Source organism: Halomonas faecis (assembly GCF_010993975.1).
Lineage (GTDB): Bacteria > Pseudomonadota > Gammaproteobacteria > Pseudomonadales > Halomonadaceae > Halomonas > Halomonas faecis.
Genome location: NZ_JAACZO010000023.1, coordinates 1 through 12500, shown reverse-complemented (window position 1 = coordinate 12500; position 12500 = coordinate 1). Strand labels below are relative to the sequence as shown.

Genomic DNA, 12500 nt, shown 5'->3' with positions numbered 1-12500 from the left:
GATCGAGTACATCGAGATGGAGTACAACAGCTGCCGGCTCCACTCGACCCTGGGCTACCAGACGCCGAGGGAGATTGAACTGGCAGCTGCGGCTTGAAAATGTGTCCGCTCTGACTTGACCAGAACATGATGCTTGATGCCGCCGTGGCCTCGCGCCGCCCCAGCGAGCGCATCAGCTACTACGCCTTCACCGCCACCCCCAAGGCCAAGACCCTGGAGCTGTTCGGGCGTCCGCCGGATCCCGAGCTGCCGGCCGGCGCCGACAACAAGCCCGAGCCGTTCCATCTCTACTCCATGCGCCAGGCCATCGAGGAGGGCTTCATCCTCGACGTGCTGCGCAACTACGTCACCTACGGCACCGCCTGGAAGCTCGCCCATCCCGAGGGGGAAGACCAGGAAGTCGATTCCAAGAAGGCCTCGCGGACCCTGGCCAAGTGGGTGCGGCTGCACCCCTACAACATCGCCCAGCGCGTGGAAGTGATCGTCGAGCATTACCGTGACAACGTACGCCACCTGCTCGACGGCCAGGCCAAGGCCATGGTGGTTACCGCCAGTCGCCAGGAGGCGGTGCGCTACCAGCTGGCCATGCGTCGATACATCGAAGCGCAGGGCCACGCCGACGTTCATCCCATGGTGGCCTTCTCCGGCAGCGTGCCGCCCGATGAAGAGATCCCCGAGGAGGTCACCGAGACCAGCCAGTTGCTCAACCCCGGGCTCAAGGGGCGCGACCTGGCCGAGGCGTTCGACACCGACGACTACAACGTGATGATCGCGGCCAACAAGTTCCAGACCGGCTTCGATCAGCCCAAGCTTTGCGCCATGTACGTGGACAAGAAGCTGCGTGACGTGGATTGCGTGCAGACCCTTTCGCGGCTCAACCGGCTGTTTCCCGGCAAGCAGACCTTCATCCTCGACTTCTACAACGACGAGCAGGAGATCCTCGACGCCTTCGCGCCTTACTACCGCAAGGCCGAGCTGGCCGACGTCTCCGATCCCAACGTGGTCTACGACCTGCAGCGCACCCTGGACGCCAGCGGCATCTATCACTGGCCCGAGGTGGAAGCCTTCGCTAAGGCCTTCTTCGACCCCAAGGCGCCGGCCTCTAGCCTCAGTTATCACTGCCGTCCGGCTCAGGATCGCTTCAAGCAGCGCTACCAGCTGGCCCTGGGACAACTTCAGGTCTGGAAGGAGGCTCGCCAGGTCGCCGAACAGAATGGCGACGACAAGGGCCTGAAGCGCGCCGAGCAGGAGCTCAAGGAGGCCGGCACCACCCGCGACGAGCTCGACCTGTTCCGCAAGAACCTGCAGAGCTTCGTGCGCACCTACGAATTCCTCAGCCAGATCGTCACCTTCGACGACCCTGAGCTGGAGCAGCTCTGCGTCTTCGCTCGCCATCTCCACCCGCTGCTGCGCACCGACCGGCTGTTGGAAGAGGAGAGCATCGACGTCAGCGAGCTGGAGTTGACCCACTACCGCCTCACCAAGCGTGAGGAGAAGCGCCTGCGCCTCGAGGAGGCCGAGGGCGACTACGGCCTTACCCCGGTCAGTGAGGTGGGATCCGGCAAGCCCCACGACCCCGAGAAGCAGCGCCTGGCCGAGATCATCGACCGTCTCAATGACCTCTACGGCGCGGAGGTCAGCGACGACGACAAGCTGCATTTCGCCAATGGCATCGCCGACCGCATTGAGCGCGACGAGGCGGTGATGGCCCAGGTTCGCAATCACAGCGAAGACCAGGTGATGCACGGCCTCTTCCCGAAGAAGGTCACCGACGCGGTGCTAGACGCCCTGAGCGACCACGAGAAGCTCTCGATGCCGCTGCTGGAGGACGAGGAGACCGGCAGGCAGTTTGCGCTGTTGATTCTGAAGCTGTTGGCGGGGAGGGCCGGGCGAGATGTGCAGCCAGGTACGTGATATTTCCACCTATGGGTTAATGAGGCTCTGGGTTAATGAGGGTCTGTCCCCGATTTCCCTAGCTAGGCTGGTGGCTATTTGGTGGTAGCAGGCAGGTGGGTTTTAGGGTTGAGGGATTAATTTTTTTGCATCTCGCGGAGTTTTTGATGCTCGGCGGTTAATGATTGCAGTTGTTTGAAAATTCGTTATTTTTTCGATGTAACGCAGGGGCAGTGATGAACAATTGTGAGAAGTCGATTTCTGATCTTGTAGCTGTTATTTCAAAGTTTAAGCCTGGGAGACAGCTAAAAAAATACATCGGACACGCTAGATTTCCGAATTTCAAGGGGTTGGAGAATGATGCTTTAATTGAGTTTGATTTTCCTTTTACTGCTGTTGTTGGCGCTAATGGTTCGGGAAAGAGCTCTATCCTTCATGCACTGTATGGAATGCCGGAGGGAGAAAGCACTGCTGTATACTGGTTCTCTACGGATCTTGATCCTATAGAGGCCAAAAAGAGAAATCCTCCTCGCTATATTTATGCTCACTGGCATGATGAGTATAATAACTATGTGGAAACTAGAAAGGCTAGGGTTTATAGCCAGAAGAGAGAATACGAGTACTGGGAGCCGACAAAGGCAACTAAAGGCGATAATATGGGTGAGCTTCCAGAGAAAGAGTACCCTCGTAAAGATAAAGATCGCTGGAATCCTGTTGAAAGGCAGGTTGTTAACTTGAATATGCGCAGTGTGGTTGGTGCATTTGATAGGGCATTTAGTTATGGTCTTCCTTTGAGCGACCTAACGAAAAAACATGAAGAGATGAAAGCAGGTGCTAAAAAAATTAAGCGTGTGCTGAGAGACGATGTGCAAAGCTGGAAGTTGGGGGGAGGGCCTGAAAGGGTATTTGAAAACAGAGATCTCTCTGACGAGGAGGTGGAATGGGTCTCTCAGATATTAGGGAGGAAGTATGATTCTGCAACTTATATAAAACATTCTCTGTATTCTGGTCAAAAAAGTGAAGATATTAGTGTAGTTTTTAGTCGCGGTATTGAGTACTCTGAAGCTTTTGCAGGCAGTGGTGAGGTATCGGTAGTAGAGATTGTGGTAAGGTTGCTTGAGGCTGCGGATTATGCCTTGGTGCTTATTGATGAGCCTGAGACGTCTCTACATCCAGGGGCACAGAGAGAACTTTTGCGATTCATTCTTGAGCAAATAAAAAGGAAGAAAACTCAGGTTGTAGTGTCTACTCACTCGATCGAGTTTTTAACAGGTCTTCCTGAATCTGCAATAAAAGTAGTAGACGTTAAGCAAGATGGTAAATCTTGTATATTGAATCAATGCTCTCCGTATGTTGCACTAAATCGTCTTGGAAAAAGTAATGGGCGGAAAATTGTCTATGTAGAAGATCCAATGGCAAAAATAATTGTTGATCATGCGATAATGACTTTAGATCCTGGGGAGGTGGAGGCTTGTGAAGTTTCTGTTGCTCCAGGTGGAGCTGATGAGATTTTGTGTAGACAAATTCCTGGGCATATCTTATCAGGGCATGATTGCTATGTATTGCTAGATGGGGACAAGAAAAAAGTAGATGCGTTTACAAATCCTGTCTCTGTTCCAGAAGATAAACAAGGTGAGCTTGGGGAAGTTATTTTACAAGAGGTAGGTGTTAACCCCAAGTTCTCATTGAGTGGTGGGGATGATCCGGCAGGCACGCGGAGGGAGCGGATTGGAAATCAAAAAGACTATTTACTATGGGTTGAGAAAAGGTTAAAATACCTGCCATTTATTTGCCCGGAGGCATTTCTTCTTGAAAAAGTTTACGGTATTTCTAGAGTGGAAATTCCGAACTCTCAGGCCGCTAAGCGCATGCTAAGGGATAGGCTTCCAAAAACACTCACTGCTGGGGATGAAATCGGAGCTGTCAAAATGTTACTTGATAATGTAGATCTGGGTGACAAGGATTTTCTCAATATCAGAGCTGTCATACAAGCTTGGCTTGGTTTTGTTTAGAAAAGGTCATAAAATTTTAAGCATGAAAGAGTCTAATTTGTTAACCGCATTTGACCTTTTTAGCGGGTGTGGTGGGTTAAGTGAAGGCTTGCGGCAGTCAGGATTTTCCGTGCTTGCGGGTGTCGAGCTGGATAAGAAAGCTAGTGAAACTTATCGCCTCAACCATCCTGGAGTTAGGTTTTATAATTGTGATATCCGGGAAGTTGACCCTCGTGAAGTGATGACGTCTTTGGGGTTGAGGAAGGGGGAGCTTGGATTGATTGCTGGGTGTCCACCTTGCCAAGGTTTTTCACGGCTTAGAACAAAGAATAAGAGTGTTTCTATTGATGATGATCGGAATAATCTGATTGAGGAGTTCTACAGGTTTGTAGCAGCCCTTTCACCTAAGTCTGTAATGCTGGAGAATGTTCCATCATTAGAAAGTGATGGGAGATTTGTTGACGTTGTTTCTCGGCTTAAAGCTCTAGGGTATAAGTGTGAATACAAAGTTTTAGATGCCTCTGATTACTCTGTTCCACAGAGAAGAAAGAGGCTGATACTCTTGGGGGCTAAAAGTGGGAAGCCGTCACTGGCTGAAAAGGCTGTGGAAAAGATTACTGTCAGAAAAGCTATTGCAACGTTGAAAAATCCTGGCGAAGGTGGTGATGATCTGCATAATCTTCCTGAGAAAAGGAGCAAAGAAGTTAGGAAGATAATTTCCATGATTCCCTTAGATGGTGGTAGCAGGTTCGAGTTGCCAAAAAAACATCACTTATCCTGCTTTAAAAAAAGCGGAGGCTTTAGGGATGTCTATGGTAGAATGTCATGGGATAAAGTTTCACCAACTATAACGAGTGGGTGCCATAATCCTTCTAAGGGGAGATTCCTTCACCCTTCTAAGAACAGGGCAATTACTCTTAGAGAGGCTGCAATTCTCCAGGGGTTTCCGAAGAGTTACCGGTTTGATACTTCTCATGGGAAAGAGAGTATCGCGCTCATGATTGGGAATGCTTTGCCGCCCCCTTTTATTAAGGCTCATGCGGCATGTTTAAAAGAAATAATATTAAACAGGGTTGGCTGATGTGTTGCTGTGAAGCTCTGTGTTTTAAATAAAATAAATCTCGGGCTGGATGGGGTGGTAGTTTTCTTATTCTCAAAAGATGAAGTGACCCCCTCCAAAGCTGCACAGGCTAAAGTGCAGCGATCAGGAGGATGCGATGAGCAATGAACCCGCCGTCAACGCTGGACCGTGAAGCGCTAAGCCGCCGTGGTCATGGATATCTTCAAGGGCAAGACCACGGTCACTGAAGTGGCTTGCCAGCATGACCTCACCGTCTGTACAGTGATGGTATTCGCCTGACACATGCCCCCGTGGGATCCCTATAGTTAAGCAGTGTTTTCTGCCGTTTTCCTGGGTTCCTTCTTGGTCACCTTGGGGAGTCCTTTCTTGAAGACGGCATAGGGCGTCCCCCCCCTTCATGTTGCGCCCCTGATGCGGCCGTTTCGTGTTGTAGGTGACCAGATAGTCGTCCAGGTCCTGCTGCATCTCTTCCAGGGCCTCGTACCACTTGGTGCGCCCCTGGATGCGGAAGTGCTCGTCCAGCAGGGCGCCGAAGCGCTCGGCCTGGGTCAACCACTGGTCTGGTGCCAGCCGAGCTGTCATCGGTCATTCAAAAATCCCCAAGTGGGGGTGCGGCGCTTTTCTTGGACTGTTTTTGTGGTCTTTTCATGCGGCTAGGCCTAAACCAACTCGGTACTCCAAGGGGCTTAGACCACCCAAGGACAGCTTAATTCTTTTTCGGTTATGCCATTGGATATAGTCGTCGACCTCCTCGATAAACCGCTCCAAGGTAACGCCCTGCCAATCCCGAGTGTAGAAAAACTCGGTCTTGAGACGTCCGAAGAAGCCCTCACAGGCGGCATTGTCCGGCGAGCAGCCTTTGCGTGACATGGACCGGACCAGGCCGGCGTCTTGGACGCGGGTAAGCCATCCGGGCCAGCGATAGTGACTGCCCCGGTCGCTGTGAATGACCGGCTTCTCTCCTTCATCCAGCGTCTCTATGGCGTTGTCGAGCATTGTGTTGACCAGCGCCGCATCCGGGCTCGTGCTGAGCGTCCAGCTCACTGCCAGCCCGTCGAAGCAGTCAATCACTGGGGACAGGTAGACCTTACCAGCGGGGACCTGAAACTCGGTAATATCCGTCAGCCATTTGAGGTTCGGTGCAGCAGCGCTGAAATCGCGATTGAGGAGGTTATCGGGGGCCGGTGTGATCTCACCGCGGTAGGACCTGTATCGCCGGCACCGGGTTCTTTGGACGATGAGTTGTTCTTCCGCCATGAGTCGTCGGACCACCTTCTCCGAGATCACCATGCCGAGCCGATTGAGTTCAGCACGAATGCGCCGGTAACCGTAACAGCGGCGATTGGTATCGAAGAGTTGCGTGATGGCGGCGCGGACGCCTGCATACCTCTCGGGCATCCGTATCCGGGCGCGGTGGTAGAAATAGGAACTGCGCGCCAGGCTCAGTTCTTTCAAGAGTTCATCGAGCCGGTAAAACTCTCTCAGGGCGTCAACCAGCAGGGTCTTCTCCTTGTTCGTCAGGCGCTGCAGGCTGACGCCTAGATCCTTTTTTATCAGTTCGTTCGCCTTCGACAGGAGGTCATGCTCCATTTGGAGTCTATGCACTTTTCGTTCCAGCTCGCTGACTTGCCGCTGGAGCGATTCATGATCGGGGGGCGAGTCAGTGTCATCACGTCTTGCCATGGCGGGAGAGGCCTCATCACCGAGCAACTGGGCCTTCCACTTGTACAGTATCTGCCTGCTGACGCCCAGGTTCTCGGCTATCACCGAGGCTGCCTCTTCCCGTGAGCACAGCTCAATGACGGCATCACGTTTCGCTTCCGGTGAGACTGGCGACCCCATGTAGCTGCCGGTCGACTCCCTCATCAGCCCAGGTTCGACTTCCAAGAGCCACTTTCGCAGTGTGTGCGCAGTCGGATAACCAAGTGCCTTGCGAGTCCTCGCTAAACAGCGTCCATGAGACAGATAGTGCTCTACAGCCGCCTGCCTCTGTGGTTCTGAGTATTTCGGCTTGGGGGCGCTGCGTTCAGGAAGCTCTCCAGTGCGGATGTAGATCGCATGCCAGCGACGCAGATTTTTCTTCGAGGGATACCCGAGCTCACGGACGGTAGCAGCGGCACTCATGCCGTATTTGATGTAGAGCTTCACGGCTTTGATGCGTTGTTCGTAGGTGTACATGGACTACCTCTGTCGATAGTCCAAGATTTAGTCCGCAGCCCTAACTGGGGAAATTTGGGTGACCCTTGACAGAGCTTCAGGATAATCGCCGAGACGAGCTTAGAATCCTGGTGCGCCGAGGGCGTAGCCAGGTGAAGGTAGAGGTGTCGCCGGTGCTGCGTGGCACTCTGCACCCGCCGCAGGAGCGCGATGTCGTGGAAGCCGTGGAAGACGATTACGGCTTCGCTGCGGTGCAGGTGGTGTCACAGCCGGACCTCTATGGTGGCAAGATCTGCGCCGCGCTGGATCGCCAGCACCCCCGGGATCTCTTCGATGTGAAGCTGCTTCTGAACCAGGGCGGCCTGGATCGAAGCGTATTCGAAGGCTTCCTGGTCTATCTGCTGGGGCATCCCAGGCCCTTGAACGAAGTGATCAACCCGCGACAAAAACCGCTGGACGACGTCTACCGACAGGAGTTTGTTGGGATGGCTAGAATTGACCTTCCTTTGCAGGAGCTGGAGAGCGTCAGTGATGAGTTGCTGTCACGGCTGGGGCAGCTAATGACCGATGAGGACGTTCGCTTCCTGATGTCCTTCAAGCAGGGAGCGCCTGACTGGGCGCTGCTTCCGCTGCCGGACGTTGATCGGCTGCCTGCCGTGCGCTGGAAGCTCTCCAATATCCAGAAGATGAAGCCCGACAAGCACCGTCAGTCACTTGAGCTATTGGAGAAGGCGCTGGGTAGCCTTCGGAGATGACCCCTAATACCCCCGGCGGTGTACCGGCCTAAGTAGACTTCTCCTTACATCCCTGAGGCGCTAGGCTGTTACGCATAATTACGCTAGGCGCAGGGGATGATATGGCGGGCAGCAGGGAGGCTCAGTTCAAACGGGGCACCATCGAGGCCAGGACGCTCCATGGCTGGCAGGTCGGAGCAGCCGACGGCTACGACTGTGAGGTGGAGGATTTCGCCGAGCTGGAACTGTCCCACTACCGCCTCACCAAGCGCGAGGAGAGACGCCTGCGCCTGGAGGAGGCCGAGGGCGACTACGGTCTCAGCCCGGTTAGCAAAGTGGGCTCAGGCAAGCCCCACGATCCCGGGAAGCAGCGCCTGGCCGAGATCATCGACCGGCTCAACGACCTCTACGGTGCTGAGGTCAGCGACGACGACAAGCTGTATTTCTTTCGAGGTTTAGCCGGAAGATTATCGAAGGATGAGCCATTGATGCGGCAAGTGGTCTCCCACAGTGAGGATCAGGCTATGCATGGGATTTTGCCTTCACGGTTCATCAACATCATTATGGATACAATGAGTGATAACGAGAAAATGGCCATGCCACTTCTTGACGATGCGGAAATGGCAGACAAGGCATGCCGCATTATTTTCAAGATGTTGGTACAGGGGAATAGGGACACTAACGGGAAAGGGTTTTGACTTTTTGTGGGTTGCTTGATAAGTCTTTTTTTCTTAAATTAGCGATTGTATATTATTTTATTAGCAGGGCGAGTTATGAGCTTGCAAACCAACCTGAAAGGAGGTGTCCTCAATGCCTCTTCGCCTAAGAGTCATGGATTGATGCCAGTTTTTGAGGCTGTGATCAACTCGATTCATGATATCGGAGAGAAAGGTAGTGGGATTGGAGATTCTCATTAGAGCAGCAGGATAAGTAGGAGGGAATGTTGACTAGGATACAAGCTTTCAATGAGTCCACTCTAGCGAGACATTTTACGAAAGAAGACTTCTACAAGGACGATCTTCTTTCAAGTGAGAAGTATAGGAAAAAGGTCGTCGAACAAGCCGTTCAGCAAGCAGACGAATTGTTTCCAGGAGGAATTTCATACAATAGCTTCAATATAGGAAGGAAAAAGAGTTTTTCTGTCTCGGATCTATCTCAAAAGCTAATATTTAGAGCATGTGCTACTCACCTAAAAAGATCCTTTCGACAACACAATAAATCGAGATCGCAGATAGCTAGGGAAATTAGGGTTTTTTTGATTGATGGAACTCCGTACAAAATATTTCGACTTGATATAAAGTCATTCTTTGAAAACATTGATGGAAGAAGACTTAAGGATCGTGTTGACAGCTTAAAAGGGTTGTCAATGCATTCGAAGAATATACTCAATGAGAAGATGGTTTTTTTTAGGAAAGAGGAGGGGGTTAGTGTTCCGAGAGGAGTCGAAACAAGTGCTGTTCTATCGGAGATTTACCTTGCCAGTTTTGACAAGTATGTTTCATCGCGAGAAGAAGTTTTCTTTTATTCAAGGTTTGTTGATGATTTGCTAATCATAACCTCGGATGAGGTTGTTAAAGAAAACTTTGAAGAAAATTTGGAGCAGGCACTTCCCAAAGGTCTTTTATTTAACAAAGAAAAGGGGGAGGTGATTGAGGTTGAAAGAAGAAAGAAAGCAGGAAGTGTGTGTAACGGTAATGTGGTTGGTGCCTTTGATTATTTGGGATTTAGATTTTCTGTCGTAGACACGGTTTTGCCACTAGTTAGGAAAAAGCATAAGACAGAAGAAAACTCTGGGGCAGCAACCTCAAGCTTTAGAAGCGTGAATGTAGATATCTCGTCCAGAAAAGTGAAGCGTGTAAAGGAAAAGTTGTGCAAAGCTTTTTACTCTTTTTCGAGAACAGGTGATTATAAACTCCTCAAAGATAGGGTAAGGTTTTTAACCACAAATAGAGAGTTTATTAAAAAAGATAACTCTACTGTTATCCCTGTAGGTGTTTATTATAATAGCTCTGCTTGTGATATGCCGTCAAAGCAGCTTTCTAAAATTGATGGTTTCTTAAGATATTTAATTTTTTCCAATAGGGGTAGGTTGCCTAGTTTGTATGCATCAAAGTTAAGCAAGGAGCGGAAAAAAGAGCTTGTAAAATTTAGTTTTTCTTATGGGTTTGAAAACAGAGTGCATAAAAGATTTAGTTTTGATCGTCTTTCAAAGATAGTTGAGGTGTGGAAGTGAGTAAATCAAGGAAGATAAAACTAGACAAAAAAGACTATATGAGAGCGATTTTAACTGATACTTCTCCTTCAGATGTCCCTATTATATTCTCAAATGATGGTTTTTATATTAACCATTACAGGGCAATGAAAAATAAATATAGTGAGTTTAATATTGTTAGTTCTTTGTACTTCAATTTAATCTCGCCTTGTTACAAAGAAAATCTGAACGCCGAGGATAAGTTTAAAGAGCAGAATCAGCAAAGTTATCCAATGAAGTATAAGATAATAAAGAATGAGAATAGCTTGCGGACGCTCTCGCTGATTCACCCGAGGTCTCAAAAAAACTACTGCATGATATATAGAGAGTTTTCGGATGCAATAACATATTTATGTGGTGTTGGAGTATTTTCCATCAGGAGGCCTTACAAAGTTGGTGGCTCTTTTTATGATGTAGATGACAAAATCTCCAATAAGTATAAGGAAGTGAATATTGAGACAATAGAAGAAGACTTGAGGAGAAAACACGCTTCTTCTTTTTTTAGTTATAGTGGTTTTGATCGTCTATATAAGTTTTTTAGCTCGGCAAGGTATTTTGATCTTGAGAAACGCTTCTCACAGATGTGGCTGATCGATGTTGCAAGCTGCTTTGATACTATTTACACACATACCATATCATGGGCCGTCAAGCATAAGGATTTTGTGAAAAATCATGTGAGATATAATAATCAATTTTGTCAGAGAATTGATACGGTAATGCAGAGGAGCAATAACAATGAAACAAACGGAGTGCCTGTTGGAGCAGAATTTAGCCGGGTGTTTTCTGAGGTCTTGTTTCAAGATATAGACTTTAAAGTAGAAAAGGCTTTGGAGAGTAAGTATGAAATCTACTTTGGGGTTGATTATGAGGTTGTTAGGTATGTCGATGATTATGTAATTTTTGCGAAGAATAAGGATGATGCGAAAAGGATATATGATGAAATTGAGGATAATCTATCATCTTATAATCTTTACTTGAGTGAGTCGAAAATAGAAAAGCTCGAGCGTCCTTTTTTTACCTACAAATCCAGAGTGGTTGTTGGGGTTAATGATGTTGTTTTAGGTCTGGAAGACTCTTTATTTTATAGGGAAGAAAATCGTGGAAGAAATGTGGTTATACCTAACAAGATAAGAAGATCAGACAAGTTTGAGCAGAATTTTATTAATAAGATAAAGATAATGATGGGTAATGAGGGGGTGGGTTACTCTGAGGTTTCCCCATATGTGGTCGGAGTGTTGTACAAGCGTGTACTACGTTTGGTAGAGAGTTATGCTCGATACTCAAAGGAAGAAAAAGAAGATCACGAGTTAAGCTTAAGGGTTAGAGATGCATTTCTAATAATGATGAGGCTGGTTTTCTTTTTCTATAGTGTCAGCCCTTCAGTTTCAGCTTCAGAGAAAGTTGCCAAATCAATTGTTGTGATTGATCAATTTTTAAAGAATAACTTGAGTAAGCATTTGACAGCGTACCGGTCTGTCATTATGGGAAATGTTGAAAAGCTAAAGTTTGATAGAGAAAAAAATGATGACCGGAATGGCTATATTTCGCTTGAAAGACTAAATATAGTCATAGCTACAAGTGAGTTCGGCGAGAATTTTGTAATACCTAAAAGATTGCTGTCTTTCGGAAATGCTGATGCGAAAGATGTTACTTATTTTGACATGGTTTGCCTGCTATACTGCTATCGCGACTACGATGTCTTTAATGATGACCGAAAGAAAGTCATTGAATTTGCAGTAGATAGGCTGAACAATAAAGGGTTTGATCTTTTAAAGGATTCAGAGTCTGTTTATCTTTTTTTAGATTTAATTTGCTGTCCATTTGTGGAGAAGAAAGTTAAGAAGGAGCTTTTAGAACGTTACTTGGAGAAATATGAGGCAGATGTGGATGTTTCATGTTTTGATTTTGATAAAGCTTTCGATCAGCTTTCACAAACATATTGGTTTGTGAAATGGAAAGGGCTTAGTTTAATCAAAGCCTTAGAAAGGAAGGCATTGAAAAGACCTTACTGATATGCTACTTTATCCATGTGGCAGATGGCCAATATTGCTTTATTTACGCGTGACGTAAATGTTTCGCTTCATTCAAGGAACGGATCGCAAGTCTGTTACCTAGGGTTGAAGTTGAGGGGTTGCAGGCTATGGTTTTGTAATCCCACACACCTGATGCTGAGGCTGTCTGTCACGCCTCAGGCAGCATACCCTTGGGGGAAGCAGTCTTGCGCCCCTCACAGGCATTCTGTTCGTGAGAATAGAGGTCCCCCAAAGGTAAACGATCCAGTAACCCCACCTGTTGCGATGTGAGTCAGCCCGGTAGAGTGTCTTTCCAGTGCCACGGCAGCAGCGTGTCGAGGTCGTCATCTTCGCCAAGCCTCGGCAGAGTCTCGAACACGA

General features: G+C 48.6%; 8 protein-coding genes and 1 pseudogene. 7 read left to right on the top strand and 2 right to left on the bottom strand.

Translation table 11 applies throughout. The features are described from left to right. The first annotated feature begins 126 nt into the window (after positions 1-126). From GFD32_RS11645 to GFD32_RS11635, 3 genes are all read left to right on the top strand, one after another. Complete coding sequence (locus GFD32_RS11645; protein WP_240455629.1) at positions 127-1914, top strand: type I restriction enzyme subunit R domain-containing protein; 1788 nt, start codon at positions 127-129, stop codon at positions 1912-1914. Between the two features lie 215 nt (positions 1915-2129). Beyond that, complete coding sequence (locus GFD32_RS11640) at positions 2130-3905, top strand: AAA family ATPase (RefSeq protein WP_163576793.1); 1776 nt, start codon at positions 2130-2132, stop codon at positions 3903-3905. Beyond that, positions 3847-4965 (top strand): DNA cytosine methyltransferase, encoded by a 1119-nt coding sequence (locus GFD32_RS11635; protein WP_205599113.1) that lies wholly within the window; start codon positions 3847-3849, stop codon positions 4963-4965. The genes GFD32_RS11640 and GFD32_RS11635 overlap by 59 nt, the downstream gene beginning before the upstream one ends. Positions 4966-5270: 305 nt before the next feature. On the opposite strand, the pseudogene GFD32_RS20135 reads toward GFD32_RS11635, so the two are convergent. Both GFD32_RS20135 and GFD32_RS11625 read right to left on the bottom strand, forming a co-directional pair. Beyond that, positions 5271-5490, bottom strand: a pseudogene (locus GFD32_RS20135) (IS481 family transposase); the annotation flags it as partial. 120 nt (positions 5491-5610) lie between these two features. Beyond that, on the bottom strand, positions 5611-7143 hold the full coding sequence (locus tag GFD32_RS11625) for an IS3 family transposase (protein WP_163576792.1): 1533 nt from the start codon (positions 7141-7143) through the stop codon (positions 5611-5613). 110 nt (positions 7144-7253) lie between these two features. On the opposite strand from GFD32_RS11625, the gene GFD32_RS11620 reads away from it, so the two are divergent. From GFD32_RS11620 to drt3b, 4 genes are all read left to right on the top strand, one after another. Beyond that, a complete protein-coding gene (locus GFD32_RS11620) occupies positions 7254-7877 on the top strand; it encodes a nucleotidyl transferase AbiEii/AbiGii toxin family protein (RefSeq protein WP_276208805.1) in 624 nt (207 codons plus the stop codon). Between the two features lie 101 nt (positions 7878-7978). Continuing rightward, a complete protein-coding gene (locus tag GFD32_RS11615) occupies positions 7979-8554 on the top strand; it encodes a hypothetical protein (protein WP_163576791.1) in 576 nt (191 codons plus the stop codon). 245 nt (positions 8555-8799) lie between these two features. After that, positions 8800-10089: an antiviral reverse transcriptase Drt3a gene (gene drt3a, locus GFD32_RS11610; RefSeq protein ID WP_163576790.1), complete on the top strand. Its 1290-nt coding sequence runs from the start codon at positions 8800-8802 to the stop codon at positions 10087-10089. Beyond that, on the top strand, positions 10080-12119 hold the full coding sequence (gene drt3b / locus GFD32_RS11605; RefSeq protein ID WP_163576789.1) for an antiviral reverse transcriptase Drt3b: 2040 nt from the start codon (positions 10080-10082) through the stop codon (positions 12117-12119). Before drt3a ends, drt3b begins: the two co-directional genes overlap by 10 nt. The last annotated feature ends 381 nt before the right edge of the window (positions 12120-12500 follow it).